The organism is Deltaproteobacteria bacterium RBG_16_64_85, assembly GCA_001798885.1.
GTDB lineage: Bacteria > Desulfobacterota > Deferrimicrobia > Deferrimicrobiales > Deferrimicrobiaceae > FEB-35.
The window spans coordinates 1-16283 of record MGQW01000051.1 but is presented as its reverse complement, the minus strand read 5'-3'; the positions used below and the strand labels follow the sequence as shown (position 1 = coordinate 16283).

Annotated in this window: 18 protein-coding genes and 1 pseudogene; 11 read left to right on the top strand and 8 right to left on the bottom strand. The window is 58.7% G+C overall.

Features of this window, described 5'->3' with window-relative positions; translation table 11 throughout:
* Positions 1-26 precede the first annotated feature (26 nt).
* On the top strand, positions 27-350 hold the full coding sequence (locus tag A2Z13_02685) for a hypothetical protein (GenBank protein ID OGP78520.1): 324 nt from the start codon (positions 27-29) through the stop codon (positions 348-350).
* Between the two features lie 63 nt (positions 351-413).
* Here A2Z13_02685 and A2Z13_02680 read toward each other — a convergent pair whose 3' ends face one another.
* The 8 genes from A2Z13_02680 to A2Z13_02645 form a co-directional block, all read right to left on the bottom strand.
* Entirely contained in the window at positions 414-1853 is a 1440-nt protein-coding gene (locus tag A2Z13_02680; GenBank protein ID OGP78519.1) for a glutamate synthase (NADPH), homotetrameric, read from the bottom strand.
* Positions 1854-1872: 19 nt separating this feature from the next.
* The gene (locus A2Z13_02675; GenBank protein ID OGP78518.1) at positions 1873-2799 is read right to left on the bottom strand and encodes a ferredoxin-NADP reductase; all 927 of its coding nucleotides are present in this window, start codon (positions 2797-2799) and stop codon (positions 1873-1875) included.
* A 116-nt stretch (positions 2800-2915) separates the two neighbouring features.
* Entirely contained in the window at positions 2916-3476 is a 561-nt protein-coding gene (locus tag A2Z13_02670; protein ID OGP78517.1) for a hypothetical protein, read from the bottom strand.
* Between the two features lie 33 nt (positions 3477-3509).
* On the bottom strand, positions 3510-4034 hold the full coding sequence (locus tag A2Z13_02665) for a hypothetical protein (protein OGP78516.1): 525 nt from the start codon (positions 4032-4034) through the stop codon (positions 3510-3512).
* Between the two features lie 53 nt (positions 4035-4087).
* The gene (locus A2Z13_02660) at positions 4088-5170 is read right to left on the bottom strand and encodes a hypothetical protein (protein ID OGP78515.1); all 1083 of its coding nucleotides are present in this window, start codon (positions 5168-5170) and stop codon (positions 4088-4090) included.
* A 75-nt stretch (positions 5171-5245) separates the two neighbouring features.
* Complete coding sequence (locus A2Z13_02655) at positions 5246-6169, bottom strand: hypothetical protein (GenBank protein ID OGP78514.1); 924 nt, start codon at positions 6167-6169, stop codon at positions 5246-5248.
* 15 nt (positions 6170-6184) lie between these two features.
* Positions 6185-6502: a hypothetical protein gene (locus tag A2Z13_02650; protein ID OGP78513.1), complete on the bottom strand. Its 318-nt coding sequence runs from the start codon at positions 6500-6502 to the stop codon at positions 6185-6187.
* A 5-nt stretch (positions 6503-6507) separates the two neighbouring features.
* Entirely contained in the window at positions 6508-7470 is a 963-nt protein-coding gene (locus tag A2Z13_02645) for a hypothetical protein (GenBank protein OGP78512.1), read from the bottom strand.
* Positions 7471-7634: 164 nt separating this feature from the next.
* Between A2Z13_02645 and A2Z13_02640 the strand changes: the two genes are divergently transcribed.
* The 10 genes and pseudogenes from A2Z13_02640 (at position 7635) to A2Z13_02595 (ending at position 16283) form a co-directional block, all read left to right on the top strand.
* On the top strand, positions 7635-8354 hold the full coding sequence (locus A2Z13_02640) for a hypothetical protein (GenBank protein OGP78511.1): 720 nt from the start codon (positions 7635-7637) through the stop codon (positions 8352-8354).
* Between the two features lie 26 nt (positions 8355-8380).
* Positions 8381-8713, top strand: coding sequence for a hypothetical protein (locus A2Z13_02635; GenBank protein ID OGP78522.1), 333 nt, complete (start codon positions 8381-8383; stop codon positions 8711-8713).
* A complete protein-coding gene (locus A2Z13_02630; protein OGP78510.1) occupies positions 8710-9747 on the top strand; it encodes a hypothetical protein in 1038 nt (345 codons plus the stop codon). The genes A2Z13_02635 and A2Z13_02630 overlap by 4 nt, the downstream gene beginning before the upstream one ends.
* 28 nt (positions 9748-9775) lie before the next feature.
* Positions 9776-11110, top strand: a complete 1335-nt coding sequence (locus A2Z13_02625; GenBank protein OGP78509.1) for an O-unit flippase — start codon at positions 9776-9778, stop codon at positions 11108-11110.
* A 52-nt stretch (positions 11111-11162) separates the two neighbouring features.
* Positions 11163-11342, top strand: coding sequence for a hypothetical protein (locus tag A2Z13_02620; protein OGP78508.1), 180 nt, complete (start codon positions 11163-11165; stop codon positions 11340-11342).
* A 778-nt stretch (positions 11343-12120) separates the two neighbouring features.
* On the top strand, positions 12121-13020 hold the full coding sequence (locus A2Z13_02615; protein OGP78507.1) for a glycosyl transferase: 900 nt from the start codon (positions 12121-12123) through the stop codon (positions 13018-13020).
* 40 nt (positions 13021-13060) lie between these two features.
* Positions 13061-13858, top strand: coding sequence for a methyltransferase, TIGR04325 family (locus tag A2Z13_02610; protein OGP78506.1), 798 nt, complete (start codon positions 13061-13063; stop codon positions 13856-13858).
* Positions 13855-14853 carry a hypothetical protein gene (locus tag A2Z13_02605; GenBank protein ID OGP78505.1) on the top strand — a complete coding sequence of 333 codons (999 nt, stop codon included), beginning with the start codon at positions 13855-13857 and terminating at the stop codon, positions 14851-14853. The genes A2Z13_02610 and A2Z13_02605 overlap by 4 nt, the downstream gene beginning before the upstream one ends.
* Positions 14854-14864: 11 nt before the next feature.
* Positions 14865-15587 carry a methylase gene (locus tag A2Z13_02600; protein OGP78521.1) on the top strand — a complete coding sequence of 241 codons (723 nt, stop codon included), beginning with the start codon at positions 14865-14867 and terminating at the stop codon, positions 15585-15587.
* A gap of 22 nt (positions 15588-15609) precedes the next feature.
* Positions 15610-16283 (top strand): annotated as a pseudogene (locus A2Z13_02595) (NAD-dependent epimerase).

Sequence of the window (16283 nt, the reverse complement as noted above, 5' to 3'; positions counted from 1 at the left end):
TCAACGAGGTGCAGCGCCAATTCGCGATGCCGGGGCCGGCGGAGAACCTCACCGAGCAGTACCTCCGGTACACCTATCCCTACTCCTTCTTCGAACGCCTCGAGGACATTCGCAGGGAAACGGGCCGCCGCCGGGTGCGGGGGATCGTCCATTACGTCCAGTCGTTCTGCTTCCGGCAGATCGAGGACATCCTCCTGCGCAAGGAGATCAGGCTTCCGGTGCTCACGCTGGAGGGGGACATGCCAGGGCCCCTCGACGGGAGGACCCGGATCCGGATCCAGGCATTCATCGAAATGTTGGGGGGTGGCGGGGGTACTCGGGCAGGGGACACTTCGGCGGGCACACGTTAGGCGGCTTTGCCTTCCATACCCGTTGCAAACCCTGCACGAAAGGAGGATCTCGGTACGGTGCGGCTACCAGACGCCCGTCATCAGGTATTCGTGCATGGCCGCCGCCGCCTTGCGGCCGGCCCCCATGGCGAGGATGACGGTGGCTGCGCCGATGACGATGTCGCCCCCGGCGAAGACCCCCTTCTTGCTCGTCTTCCCCGTCTCCTGATCGGCCAGGATGTTCCCCCACTTGTTCGTGTTCAGGCCCGGGGTCGTGGCCGGGACCAGCGGATTGGCGCCGTTGCCGATGGACATGACGACGGTGTCCACGGAGAGCCGGAACTCGGAGCCCTGGATGGGCACCGGCCGCCGCCGCCCCGAGGAGTCGGGCTCGCCCAGCTCCATCCTCTGGCACTCGATCTCGGTCACCCACGCCTCGTCGTTCCCGAGGAACCGGAGGGGGTTGGTGAGGAGGTGGAACTCGATCCCCTCCTCCTCGGCATGGTGGATCTCCTCGATCCTCGCGGGCATCTCCTTCTTGGACCGGCGGTAGACGACGTACACCTTCTCCGCCCCCATCCGCAACGCGGTGCGCGCCGCGTCCATCGCCACGTTCCCGCCGCCCACCACCGCCACGTGGCGTCCGCGCGTGAGAGGCGTGTCGGCATGGGGGAACAGGTACGCCTTCATCAGGTTGGCGCGCGTCAAGAACTCGTTGGCCGAATAGATCCCGATCAGGTTCTCGCCCGGGATATTCATGAAATAGGGAAGGCCCGCGCCGGTACCGATGAAGCAGGTTTGGAACCCCTCCTCGCCCAGCAGTTCGTCGATCGTGATCGACTTGCCGATCACCGCGTTGCACTCGAGCTTGGCGCCGAGCTTGCAAATGTAATCGACCTCCGCCTGTACGATGTCCTTGGGCAGGCGGAACTCCGGGATGCCGTACATGAGGACCCCGCCCGGCTTGTGGAGCGCCTCGAAGATCGTCACGTCGTGACCGAGCTTGACCAGGTCTCCCGCCACGGTCAGTCCGGCGGGACCGGCGCCGACGATCGCCACGCGCTTCCCCGTGGGAGGGGCAACCTCGGGGATCTCCACGTTGCCGGTCACCCGCTCGAAGTCGGCGACGAACCGCTCGAGACGCCCGACGGCCACCGGCTCGTACTTCTTGCCCAGAACACAGGGCATCTCGCACTGCTCCTCCTGCGGGCAGACGCGGCCGCACACCGCGGGGAGGGCGTTCGTCTCCTTGATCTTCCTCGCCGCCTCGATGAACTTCCCCCGGCGCACGAGGTCGATGAATTCGGGGATCTGAACCTCGACCGGGCATCCCTTTATGCAGGCCGGGTTCTTGCACTGGATGCAGCGGCTGGCCTCGAGGATGGCCAGGTCCGGGGTGAGGCCGTAAGGCACTTCCCGGAAGTTCTTGACGCGAACCTGGGGCGGCTGCTCCGGCATCGGCTGCCGGGGGATGCTTCCAGCCTTCGGACGGCGGGTTGTCGGGGTCCGGGGCACGTCGGTCATCCGTTTGCACCTCCTGTCGTCACGACTGCCGGTCCCGGGGTCCCGGACGTTTCCCCATGGGGGGGGCGGTCGACTCCATGCACTTGCCGCCTTTGTGCAGGAGCTTGTCCATCGCTTCCTTCTCCTCCTTCAGGAACTTGTCCATCGATTCCTTTTCCTCCTTCAGGTAGGCGCGGTTGCGCATCACCAGCTCTTTGAAGTCCACCTCGTGCCCGTCGAACTCCGGACCGTCCACGCAGACGAACTTCGTCTTGCCGCCGACGGACACCCGGCACGCCCCGCACATCCCCGTGGCGTCCACCATGATGGGATTCAGGCTGACGACCGTCTTGATCGCGTGGGGGCGGGTCACCTCGGCCACCGCCTTCATCATCGGCACCGGGCCGATGGCGATGCACAGGTCGATCTTCGTCCCGGCGTCGATCAGCTCCTGCAGGGCGGTCGTTACGAACCCTTTCTTTGCGTACGAGCCGTCATCGGTGGTTACGGTGATCTGATCGGAGATCGCTTTCATCTCCTCCTCGAGGATGAGAAGATCCTTCGTCCTGGCCCCGACGATCGAGATCAGGCGGTTTCCCGCCTTCTTGAAAGCGGTCGCGATGGGAAGAAGGGGCGCCGCGCCGATCCCGCCGCCGATGCCCACGACGGTTCCGAGGTTCTCCACATGGGTCGGCAACCCCAGGGGACCGACGACGTCCAGCACGGTATCCCCCGCCTTCAATCCGGCCAGTTCGGCCGTCGATTTTCCGACCGCCTGGAAGATGATCGTCACGGTGCCTTCCGAAGTGTCGGAATCGACGATGGTCAGGGGGATCCGTTCGCCCATCTCCCCCCGTCGTATGACGAGGAATTGCCCGGCCTTGCGCTTGCGCGCGATCCGGGGCGCCGCGATCCTCTGGAGGATGACGTTCTTGGCGATTTCTCTGCTTTCGACGATCGGGAACAAGTAGGTTCCTCCGCTTCCGCCGGAAGGTGAGGTGGACTTGCACGGTGTCGTTTCCGTTTTGGCAGGGCCTAACCGGCATTAAATCGGTGGAAGGTTACCCCTTTCCCGGGAAACAATCAAGTGGAAAAGGAGGACCGGATATCCCGCCATAAAACGTCGATCCCCTCGCGCGTCTTGGCCGACACCAGCAGCGGAGCACCGGTTCCGAACCCTTCAGGTCCCTCGAAACGGGTGGCGGCGGCCGCCCTTTCCGCCGCGGAGAGCTTGTCGACCTTCGTCCCCACCCAACGGCAGGGGATGCCGAGCTCCGAAAGATAAGAGGAGAGCATCCGTTCCTCCCCCTCCGGGCCCCTGCGGACGTCCACCAGCAAGTAGACCTTCCGAAGCCTGCGGCACGATGAAAGGTATCCCTCGACCAGGTTTTTCCAGGCCTCCCGCTCCTCCCGGGAAACCTTCGCGTACCCGTAGCCCGGAAGGTCGACGAAGGCGAACTTTCCCTCAATATCGAAGAAGGCCAGCCCCCGGGTCCGGCCGGGTGTCCTGCTGACATGGGCGAGCCGCTTTTGGCCGACGAGGGCGTTCAGCAGAGAGGATTTCCCCACGTTCGAACGGCCCGCGAACGCCACCTGCGGGAGCGTGACCCTGGGCCATCCCTCCCCCGTCGGGTCGAACAGCAGGAAACGCGTGGGGGAAGTCAGGACCGTCCCTCCTCACCGTTTCAGGACGGCCTGGACGGCTTTTTCAAGGTCTTCTTCCTTCATGCGCCCCGCCCTGGCGAGGGCGATTTTTCCCGTTCTGTCGATCAGAAAAAGTGTCGGCGTCCCCGCCACTCCGAAAGGGTCGGCCGCCTTGAACGCCTCCCTGGAGTCGAGCTCGTCGATCAGCACCTTGAACGTGTACCCCTCCTGCTTCACGAATCCCAGGATGCTGCTTTTCAGCGGTTCGCCGTCGATGTTGACAGCGACAACGTCAAGGCCTGCGTCCCTGTACCGGGAGTGCATCTTCTGGACGATCGGCATCTCGAACCGGCACGGTTCACAGAAGATCGACCAGAAAACGAAAAGCACCGGTTTCTTCCCCCTTTGCTCGGCGAAAAGGTACGGGATCCCTTCCGTATCCTTGAGGCTGAACTCGGGGGCGAGGACCCCCACGTCGAGCATCCTCATCTCCTCGTTCATCGGGGTGCCCGGCGACAGCTGGGGGATCGCCTTTTCCTGCGCCAGGGCGGCCCCCATCCCAAGGACGAGACAGCCGACGCACAAAGCATGGACCAATGGGAGGTCTCTCATCATACCTTCGGCAGCAGCGACTCGTTGACCGTGATCTTCGCCTTGTTCTTCAACTCCTGGACATAGTCCTCGAGCGCCTTCTTCCGCTTGTTGTTCTGGAGAAAGCCCCGTAACTGCTCCTTCACCGCAGAGAGCGGGACCTGCTTTCCATTCCGGACGAGCATCTTGGCGTGCTCGGCGTAGGCCTCCCCGATCTCCTTGTCCGTGACGGAAACCTCCTTGGGAACCACCTTGTCCGCCAGCAGACTGATGAGGATCGACCGCTCCAGTTCTTTCCTGACCGCTTTCGCCGGTTCCGATCCTTCCATCCCCTTTCTCTTCGCGACCGCGGCGAGCGCCCGCCCCGTCAATTCCCTGTCCAATATCTTTTCGATCACCATCGGGTTTTTCGACAGCTCCCGTGCGCCATGGGGGCCGTCGGGGGAGATGGCGCCGATCGACCGCTTCACATCGCCGTAGCTGACCTTTTCCTCTCCGACCGCCCCCAGGACCACGTTGTCGTCCACCTTATCCCCTTTGCCGATCTTCTGGATCAGATCCTTGTTGATGGAGGGAGGAGTTTCCTTTTTCGCGGCGTCGATCAGGTCTCCCTCGACCTTACGGGTCTGCTTTTCCAAGATCATCTGACTGGCCCGGGCATTCGCATCCTGCTCGGAAATGTTGTTGTCTGCCTGCCTGAGCTTCCTGGCCTCCCCCTGGACCTCTTTTTCCTCCGCCTTTCCCTTGGACTCGATCTCCCTGCGAAAGAGGGCCGTGATGAGAATGCCCTGCTCGCTCTGGGCGAGGGCCTGCCGGAACTCCGCGGTGTTGTCCAGTCCCTTCCCCCTTGCCTCCTGCGCGAGGAGGCGACCCGCTACCAGGCGGTCCAGAGCCTCCTTCTTCCGCTCGGCAGGCACGTTCCCGGCCGGAGCCGCCCCTCCCCGGATTCCGAGAAATTCGCGCAACTCCGAAACCTTGATATCCTCCCCGTTCACCGACGCCACCGTTTCGTTCCCTGGGTCCGACTTGGAGCAGCCGGCGATGACCCCCGTCAGCGCAACGACGAAAAGAATGAAGACAGCACTCCGAAATGATCCCCTCACGTTATTCTCTCCTCTCGATGGACGAACTGTAAGCCTCCGGACGATCTGCGATGCCGCCTCGCCTGCGGCAAAAAGTCAACGTTCCAGGTTTCGGCCCCCGGTCGCGGCCGGCCGTTCCGTGCCAGGCAGTTCTGCCCCGCCATTCAGGCCGTAGACGGGGTAAGCAAGCCCGGGACAGCCGGAAAGACAACCCTTCAGCCGGTCGCACGGCTCGCAGGAAGCAGGCACGGCACGGAGCACATCGAGGATCTGCCCCCTGGCGGGCGAACGCCAGATCTTCTCGAAGGTCTTCTCCTGGAGGTTCCCGAGCCGGACGGGGAGGGAGTCGCACGGATAAACGTTACCCTCCCAGTCGACGTAGGCGAGAGCCGAGGCGGCCCGGCATCCCGAAAAGCAGACCCCCTCTCCCGCCTCATCTGAAAAAACGCCTCGCAGAAGTTTCCAGAAGAAATAATCGTGCACGACCAGCTTCTTCCCGGATAGCGGGATCTCAAGGCGCGAAATGATTCCCGCCGCTGCCTGAAGCTGTTCCCGGCCCAGGACGGGGACGTGACCCGCCTCCGCAAGAGCGCGGATCGCGTTGACGTTCGACAGATGGATCGCGCGCGCGTTGCTTTCGGCGAATTCTTCCAGGACATCGGGAAGACGGGCCAGCGAGTCCCCGTCGACCGTCATGGAGATCGATTCCGCCCCCGGCGGAAGTTGCCCGAGGAACGGCTCCATGGCGTCCACCTGCCAGATGAAATCCATGGCATATCCGCGCAGCGCGACCGAGGCCGCACCGGGGAACACCCGCAACGTGGTCTCGACCCGGGGATTGCACTTGTGGATCTCCGTGAAGATCGCGGGAAGCTCGTGGAGCCCTTTTCCCCCCTCGATTCTCAGCTCGACAACCCGGGGGGACGCCTCGCGGATCTGTCGCGCGATCCGCTTCGTCCGCCCGGCATTTCCGTGGAAATCGATGTCCCACCGGACGCATGCCGGCATGGATTCGCCCAACCGCCGCCTCCCTGATCATTGTCTCCTCATTGTAACCCATCCGCGCTCCCCGATCCCCTCGAGGAACTCCATTACGGCCTCCCGCGTTTCCTCCGGCTCCCAGCCGAACAGCTCGGCGATCTCCACGGAGATCTTCTCCGCCGAGTTGATCCCGTTGATCCGGGTCCAGATCTCCGCCCCCACGAGGTTCAACTGATGGATGGACTCGCCGACCACCAGGGTAAGGACGCCCAGGTCCTCATACTCCTCTTCCATCCTGGCCTTGTCCCACGCCAACGCATGGATCCCTTTTTCCAGACGCCAGACGACCTCCGGATTCCGCTTGGGCCGCATCGGGGTCACGCATCGAGTACGCGAATCTGCGCGGGGGATGCCACACCGAGCTTGCCGTCGAGCGCCTTCTGGATGTGCGCCACGTCCCGGGCCTTCAATCCGAAGACCTTCTCCGCGGCCACCACGTCCGCCGCAACGACGTCCGCCGAGGCGAAGATCTCCCCCAGCGCGCGCACGTCGGCGAGGTTGCCGCCGGACGGCCCGTTGCGCAGAAGCACGCGCGTGGCATCGATGACGGTAAGGCTTGAAGGAAGCCGCCGGTTGAGGTCCACCAAGCACTCCGGCAGGTTGAAGTGGATCTGCCCCCGGTTCCCTCCCATGACCCCCATCATGTTCTTCAAGCCCAGGGTGACGGTGGCCAGCGAGTGGTGCTTGGCCACGGGGACGTTGATGATCCTGTCCGCCTCCATCGCGTCGCGGTAGAGGTCCCATTCCTTCATGGCGAGCGCTCCCGGGATCGACGTCCGCTGGAACTTCCGTTCCTCGACGTGGTAGATCCGCACCGTGCCCGAGGCGCCGTGCTTCTTACCGAATGCCTCGACGGCCGCCGGGATTCCGCTGCTCGCATAGCATCGCCTCGGCTCGTTGCAGGTGCGGTCGAAGATGCGCACCTCCTTCGCGCCTGCGGAAAGGCACATCTCCGCCAGCGCGACGACAACGGCCGGGTCCGTGTTGGCCGCCTGATCGGGCGTCCGGTCCCACCCGATGTTCGGCTTGAGGACGACCACATCGCCCCGCGAGACGAAGGACTTGATCCCTCCGAGCGCCGAGACCGCCCTGCGGACGTTCTCCCCGGGGTTTGCCCCGGACGCGGAGGCCACCGTCGCACCGATTCCTTGCGCGGCGGCCGTTTCGGGGAAGGACGGGAGTCCGCCCCGGAGCCAGCCGCCCCCGCCGGCCGCAAGCATCCCGGCGGTCCCTCCCGCAACCTGCAGGAATTTCCTCCGGCTCCAAAGGCACTTCTCCATGGGTCCTCCTGTCTGTCGTCGCCGAAACGGGGGTCGGAATGAGGAGGTCCGGGGACCGTCCTCCCGTGCCCCGCAGAACATGATACGCGGGCTCGCGGGGGATTTCCACAACGGGAAGCGGCTATGCTATAAGTCTAGAAATCGATGGAACGAAAGAATCCATTTTGAAAACAGCCGATCACAGGACTTCCCCCCGCGTGCTGGTCGCCATCCCCGCCTATCGGGAAGAGAGATCGATCGGGGCGGTCGTCGCCGCGATCCAACATAAATTTTCCTACGACGTGCTGGTCGTCAATGACGGCTCCCCCGACGGAACCTCCGCTGCCGCAAGGCATGCGGGGGCCATTGTTCTCGACCTCCCCTGCAACCTGGGGATCGGCGGCGCTGTCCAGACGGCTTTCCTTTACGCCATGAACGGCGGCTATGACGCACTCGTCCGGATCGATGGGGACGGGCAGCACGAGATCGACGATATCCCTTCCGTCCTGAAGCCGATCCTCGACGAACATGCCGATGCCGTAATCGGATCGAGATTCCTCGGGGAGAAGGAATACCGGATTTCCATCCCCAGGATCTTCGGCATTCATTTCTTTCGGCTCCTGGTCGGTCTCTTCACCGGATACCGGGTCACGGATCCGACATCGGGCTTTTTCGCCATCAACCGGCGCCTGATCGAGTTCTACTCGTACCACTACCCATCCGACTACCCGGAAGTGGACGCCTACATCCTGATGCACCGCCTGGGGGCAAGGACCGTGGAAGTCCCGGTCCGGATGCATGCGCGGGCCGAGGGAAAATCCTCTATTACAACATTCGACGCGTTATATTATATGGTTAAGGTTACGCTTTCTTTCCTGATCAACGCCATTAGGAGATTCGGTTGAACCGGATTACTCTCCTGTCGGTGTGCATGTCCGTTGCCCTCCTTGTCTATATCCTGGAGATGGTCCGGCGGCGGCGGCTCCGGGAGGAATATTCCATTCTGTGGCTCTTTGGAAGCCTGGTCATCCTGATCCTGTCGGTGAAGCGGGATTGGCTGGCGCGACTGTCGTTCTCCGCCGGGATCGCCTATCCTCCCTCCTTCCTGTTCCTCGTCGGTATCCTCTTCATCCTTCTTATCCTGATCCATTTTTCGATCGCGATCTCCAAACTTCACCAGATGAACAAGAGGATGGCCCAGGAGCTGGCGCTGCTGAAGGAAAGCGCGGAAAAGGGCGAGGGCGGGGGAACCCTCCAGCCTTGAAGTCAGGGCCGGTCGCACCCTTCTTCTCGATCCTCCTCCTGAACTGGAACGGGAAACACCTCCTCCAGGAGTGTGTGGATTCCGTTCTTGAACAGAGCGATCGCGATTTCGAAATCCTCGTGGTCGATAACGGCTCGACGGATGGCTCCGCTGAATTCATCCGGGCCGAATACGGAGACCGCGTCCGGCTGGTCCTTTTGGAGAAGAACCTCGGTTTTTCCGGCGGGAACAACGTGGGCATCGGACGGGCGCGCGGAAGGTGGGTGGTCTTTCTCAACAACGACACCCGGGTCGACTCCCGCTGGCTGGAGGAGCTTCACTCCGCCGCCGGCCGCTACCCGGAAGTTCCGGTTTTCGCGTGCAAGGTGCTGAATTATTTCCGACGGGATGAGATCGACACGGTGGGCCATCTTCTATACCCGGATGGAATCAGCCGCGGGAGGGGAAGACTCGAGAAGGACACGGGTCAATACGACCGGGAGGAGGAAGTCATTTTCCCCAGTGGGTGCGCCGCTGCCTACCGGAAAGATCTGCTGGATGCCATCGGGGGGTTCGATGAATCCTTCTTCGCATATGGAGACGATACGGAACTCGGTCTCCGGGCAAGGATCTACGGAGCGCGGTGCATGCTCGTCCCCAAAGCCGTTGTGTTCCATAAGTACTCCGCCACGGTCGGCACCTATTCCGAGTTCAAGGTGTACCAGGTGGAGCGCAACCGGTTCTGGGTGATGGTCAAGTATTTCCCTTTACGGTGGATCCTTGTGTCCCCCTTCTACACCGGATACAGGATGGCGCACCATTTCCTCGCAGCCCTTCGCCGCAAGGGAGCTTCCGGCAAATTCGCGGAAGACCGATCTTCCTTGAGGCTCATCCGGATCGTCCTCCGCGCTTACAGAGACGCATTGGCAAAGTTGCCCGCCGTTCTCGCCGAGCGCCGCAGGCTCCGGAGATTGCGAAACGTCACCTCCGGACAGTTTGCGGAATGGATCAAGCGTTTTCGCCTGACGGCGGCGGAAGTGGCGTGGAAAGACTAGTCGTTCTTCAAGCTCTTTCCGGAAGACCATGAATCAAGGCTGGATGAAATATCTGCCGCTCTTTATCAGGCAACAACTTGAAGAGCGCCTGTATCTCCAAAATGTGATGAGCAATTTGGGCTGGCTCCTTGCAGACAAGATCCTTCGCATGGGAGTGGGTCTTTTTGTCGGCGTCTGGCTTGCACGCTACCTTGGGCCCGAGCAGTTCGGCCTGTGGAATTTTACCATCGCTTTCGTTTCCCTGTTTTCCGCGATTGCCGCTTTGGGTCTCGACGGCATCGTGGTGCGCGATCTCGTACGCGACCCCTCCAGCAAGGATGAGATTCTTGGCACCGCTTTCGTCCTGAAGTTGTTGGGTGGTGCGTTGACGTTATTTCTCGTCATCGCGTCGTTCTCCCTGATCCGACCCCAGGACGAACTGGCCCGCTGGCTGGTTCTGATTGCCGCGGCAGGAATGATTTTCAATGCCTTTGACACGCTCGATTTCTGGTTCCAATCGCAGGTCCAATCGAAATATACCGTGTATGCGAAGAATTCCGCGTTCCTTATCGTGTCGGTCGTCAAAGTCTTCCTGATCCTGGTGAAGGCGCCTCTCGTCGCTTTTGCCTGTGCAGGGCTCGCCGAGATTGTGATCGGGTCGGCAGGAATGTTGGTTACCTATCGAATCAGCGGTCATCCTGTAAGATGCTGGAAAAGCAATGTCCCGCGCGCAATCGGTATGCTGAAGGACAGCTGGCCGCTGATATTGTCCGGCGTTGCCATCATGATCTACATGCGGATCGATCAAGTCATGATCGGTGAAATGGCAGGAGACAAGGAGGTGGGAATTTACTCCGTTGCGGTCCAACTGGTCGAGGCATGGTACTTCCTGCCTGGCATCATTATTTCCTCCGTGTTCCCCAGCATCGTGGAAGCCAGGGCCATGGGCGATACCGTATTTTACGAGAGACTTCAAAAGCTTTACAATTTCCTTGCTCTGATGGCCTATGTCGTCGCGATCCCGGTGACGTTCCTTGCCGGCTGGGTCGTTAAGATATTATTCGGGGTCCCGTACGCCAAGGCCGGCCCCATGCTCTCATTGCTCATCTGGTCCGTCTTGTTCACCAACCTCGGGGTAGCCCGGAGCACGTTCCTTACCGCCATGAACTGGACAAAGATCCACCTGATGACCGTCTCTTTGGGTTGCATCATCAATGTCGGCCTGAATTACATCTTGATCCCACGATATGGCGGGATGGGAGCGGTAATTGCCTCTTGCATTGCCTACTGGTTTGCGGCGCACGGATCGTGTTTCCTCTATAAGCCGTTACATAAAACAGGTTCAATGCTGACGAAAGCCATCCTCTTTCCGAAATTCTGGTAATGAATAAACCAAGAATCAACATAGGAAATATCGCAGGGAATGGTATGAAAAGATGAAGCTTCGGGTCCCGCCGAACGTTGAACTCCATCCTATCGACCTCCGGTATGGCGGGGAATATTCGAAGAAAATATCGGAATACGTCGGAAGGTTCGACATCGTCGTCATAGATGGAAGGGACAGGGCAAATTGTTCGAAAAAATGCGTGAATTCCTTAAAAAAAGCGGAGGGATGATTTTGGACAACAGCAACAGAGATTGCCACAATGAAGATAATTGCTTGAGGATATGAAGAATGTCAGCGTTCGTTGAAAATATCAAGAAATTATTAAATTCGACACTGGATATCGGAAATGAGGAAAAGAATCTTCTGAGGTTTACAAGTTCTATCAAATTGTCCCAAGGGCAAATAGTACTGGATATAGGCTGCGGCTACGGGAGAAAGATGATGTTATTACGTTCCAAGGGATTTGAGGTAATAGGGATCGATATAAATCCGGATATCGTTAAAACCAATCTCGAGGCAGGATTAAATTGCATGACGCTGCAGGAATTCGACAAAACAAGGAACACCTTCGACGTTATGCTGATGTCCCATATCATCGAACATTTTCAACCTTCTGATTTATTTAAATTCTTGGACGACTGCCTGGATCGTCTGAAGCCGGGCGGTCATATTATTATTACCACGCCACTTAATTCTTCTTATTTTTTTGATGATTTTGATCATGTAAAACCTTACCATCCTATTGGAATCGGTATGGTATTTGGTCCCGGTTTATCTCAAATTCGATTTTCTGCCCGGAATCGGATAAATCTTGTCGATCTATGGTTTCGAAAATGCCCTTACAGACTTCGTTTCTATCCAGGATTATATCTTGGAAAATATTCTCGGATTCCGATAATCATCAATCTAATATATGCCATCCTTTTTAGGGCCAGTTTTGGACTTATCGGCAGGAAGGATGGTTGGATGGGACTTTATAGAAAGGAGAATGAAGAATCAGGCACACCATGAAATTAGCTCCGATAACATTGTTCGCATATAAAAGGCTTTGGCATACACGGGCAACCGTCGAGGCATTGCAAAAAAATGTGCTGGCGATGGAATGCGAATTGATCGTGTTTTCGGACGGACCAAGGACCAACGCGGATAAGGCAGATGTCCTATCCGTACGGGAATACCTGAAAACAGTTACCGGATTCAAAAACGTGTCTGTCACGGAAAGGGGAAAGAATCTAGGCCTTGCGCAATCCATCATTGCCGGGGTGAGCGAGGTTGTTAACCAATATGGCCGCATCATCGTCCTCGAAGATGATTTGCTCAGTTCCCCCTTTTTCCTGAAATTCATGAACGAGGGTCTGGAGTATTATAAAGATGAGGACAAGGTGATCAGTATAAACGGGTATCTTTTCCCTGTCATCGCTCGACTGCCGGAAACGTTTTTCCTGAAAGGCGCCGATTGCTGGGGATGGGCCACGTGGAAAAGAGGGTGGGACCTGTTTGAGCCGGATGGGGAAAAATTGTTGGGGGATATGCGAAAGAGACATTTAAAGAAAGAGTTCGATTTCAATGGTGCCTATCCATACACAAAAATGCTGGAAGACCAGACACGGGGAAAAAACAATTCCTGGGCAATACGCTGGTACGCATCCGCGTTTTTAAACGACAAGCTTACCCTTTATCCTGGCAGGTCCCTGACAAAAAATATTGGCACGGATGCCAGCGGAACACATTGCGTAAAGACCGATCTTTACGAATCACAAATTTCCCTGAATCCCATCGAAATAACGGATATTCCGATCGAGGAGAACCGATCTGCAAGGGAGGAATTCGGGCGGTTTATGAAAGAGGTTCAACCTGGGCTCGGGGTGCGGGTCAAATCGATGGCCACCAATTTCTTTAAAGCTTGATTGTGGATTCTCCGGTATTTTGATGACAAGAATAAACGATATGGAATTCTCTCTCCGTGATTTACTCCCGCCCATACTATTGGGAATGTACAGGAAGATCCGAGGACATTATGGCTCTTACCGTGTCTGTACCACTTGGGATGAAGCGAAAGAATCGTCTGCCGGCTACGATTCCGACCCGATCCTGAAAAAGGTCAAGGAGTCCCTGTTGAAGGTAAAGAACGGCGAGTCCGTTTACGAGAGGGATTCGGTACTTTTCGACAGGATCCAGTATTCCTGGCCCCTGCTTGCGGGCATTCTCTGGATCGCTTCGCAGAAGGCGAATCGTCTGAACCTCGTGGATTTCGGGGGCTCCCTTGGGAGCTCCTATTACCAGAACCGAAAGTTCCTGTCTCATTTGAAGGAGTTGCGTTGGAGCATTGTGGAGCAGAAAAAATTCGCGGAATGCGGAAAACGAGAGTTCGAGAACGAGCACCTGAAATTCCATGACGATCTCGACGAATGCTTCCGGGAGCATCGGCCCGACGCGATTCTGTTTTCAGGCGTCCTCCAATATCTTGAGAAACCGTATGCCATGCTGGAAAAGGCACAGTCCCTCGGATTCGAATTCATCCTTATCGATCGCACCTCTTTCCTCCGAAAGGGGGGGGACCGGCTCACCGTGCAGAAAGTTCCCCCCGAAATCTTTCCTGCAAGCTACCCTTGCTGGTTTCTCAGCCAGGAGAAGTTTCGCGACGCCATGAACGCTCGGTATCAGCTCGTCGAGGAATTCGATGGTTTCGAAAAAGCCCATGTCATGGACTCCATCTTCAAGGGCTTCATCTTCAGGCGGAAATGAAATCCAGGGCCCTCTTCAAAATCGTCTATTTCGACATCGTCGACGCCTGCAACGCGCGTTGCCCCTACTGCCTCACCGGGATGGGTGAAGGCCGCAGTGGAAGCGAACTATCCCCGGAGCGGTTCGCCATGACGCTGGAAAAACTCCTCCGTGAAGGTGCTATCGGCGCAGAAACCGTTGTGAGCCTCTACAACTGGGGGGAACCGCTCCTCCACAAGGATCTCCCGGGCATCCTCCGGGTCGTCAACGATTTCGGTGTGCGGTACGCCCTGAGTACGAACGCCTGCCGCGTTCCCGTCATTGACCGGTCGTTCGTCCGGAACCTCGACCACATCATCTTCTCGATGTGCGGCTTTTCCCAGGCGTCCTATGATCGCATCCAGCGAACGAATTTCGAAAGGGCGCGGGAGAACATCACCCGGATCGTCCGGGAGTGCAGGGCCAATGGCTTTCGAGGGGATTTCCGCATTTATTTTCATGTCTACCGGTTCAACGAGGGTGAGATCGGCCCCTGCAAGCGGTTCGCAAATCAGCATGGGATCGCCTTCTACCCCCACTATGCCATTCTCAACCGGTGGGACGACCTGCGGATGCTGGCGGACGGGCGGATGCCCCCGGCGGCGCTGTCTGCCCTATCGGAGGATCTCCATGGACTGGAAGAGATCCCCGGGATACTGAAAAGAGCGCGCCGCGATGGATCTGCCTGCCCCCAGCAGGATTGCCTCGTTCTCACGGAAAATGCGGATGTCGTCGCCTGTTGTCAGCTCCCCAAAGACCGCCCGGAGTTCCTGTGCGGAAACCTGATCCGCGATGATCTGGCCGACATCCTTGAAAGGCGGCGGGAATTGACGGTCTGCCGGGATTGCATCCGGACGGGCCTCGCCTCGTACATCAACCGTTCCATCCGGACACCCGCGTCCTACAGGAAAGGGTTGCGCCAGTCCCTGCTTTTACTCGAGCGGAAACTCCTGCGGGTATCCCGCGGACGGAAATGACCACCGGAGAGATGCTGAAATCGCTGTACGAGGAAGCGCAGTTCCGACCGGGGCCGCTTTCGGTCTTCGTCAACCCTTTCTACTTCGCCCGGAAGGGCCTTTACCGCCACATCCGGGCTCTTGCAGCGGAAATCCGGGGGAAGACCCTGGACGTCGGGTGCGGCCGGAAGCCCTACGAGTCTCTTTTCCCGTCCTCGGAGTACGTCGGCCTCGAGATCGACACCCCTGAAAACAGAAAGCATAAGAAGGCGGACGTTTTTTACGATGGGACCGTCTTCCCGTTCGCAGAGGCCGAGTTTGACAGTGTCGTGGTCAACGAGGTATTCGAGCACGCGTTCGATCCCGATGGTTTCCTGTCCGAAGTCCACAGGGTTCTTAAGCCGGGCGGCGCGCTTCTGATGACGGTGCCCTTCGTGTGGGACGAGCATGAAGCCCCCCGCGACTACGCCCGGTACTCCTCATTCGGTCTATCGGCGATCCTGCAGAGGCACGATTTCCAGGTGGTAGTCCTGCGGAAGAGCGTCGACGACATCCGGGTCGTGTTCCAGCTCTTAACAGGGTATATATACAAGAAAACGGTCACGAGGAGTCCCCTCATCAATATCCTGCTGACGCTGCTGCTCATCGCGCCGTTCAACCTGCTGGGCGAGATCCTGGGGATCATCCTGCCGAGAAACGGCGATCTCTACCTCGACAATGTCGTCCTGGCCCGCAAGGCGCGGACCTCGGGGTAAGGAAGGAAGATGGGAGGAATCCATGGAGTTTGACCGACTGTTTGCGGGAAAGAGTGTCCTCATCACGGGCGGCCTGGGCTTCATCGGTTCCACCCTTGCCAGGCGTCTGATCGACCTGGGGGCAAGCGTGGTCCTGGTCGACAGCCTGATCCCCGAGTACGGCGGCAACCTCTTCAATCTCCATGGGGTCGAGGCGCGTGTTCGCGTGAACATCTCGGACGTGCGCGACGAACACAGCATGAAATATCTGGTGCAGGACCAGGACTTCCTCTTCAATCTCGCGGGCCAGACCAGCCACCTGGATTCGATGCAGGACCCTTTTACCGATCTGGAGATCAACTGCCGGGCACAGCTCTCCATACTGGAAACCTGCCGCAAGCACAATCCGGGCATCAAGATCGTCTTCGCCAGCACCCGCCAGATCTACGGAAAACCCGACTATCTCCCCGTCGATGAAAGACATCTCCTGCGTCCGGTGGACGTCAACGGGATCAACAAGATGGCCGGGGAGTGGTACCACATCCTGTACAACAACGTCTACAACATACGCTCTTGCGCCCTCCGGCTGACGAATACCTACGGCCCGCGGATGCGGGTGAAGGATGCCCGCCAGACCTTCCTGGGCATCTGGATCCGTCTCCTCCTGGAAGGGAGGGCCTTCGAGGTATGGGATGGAGAGCAGTTGAGGGATTTCAC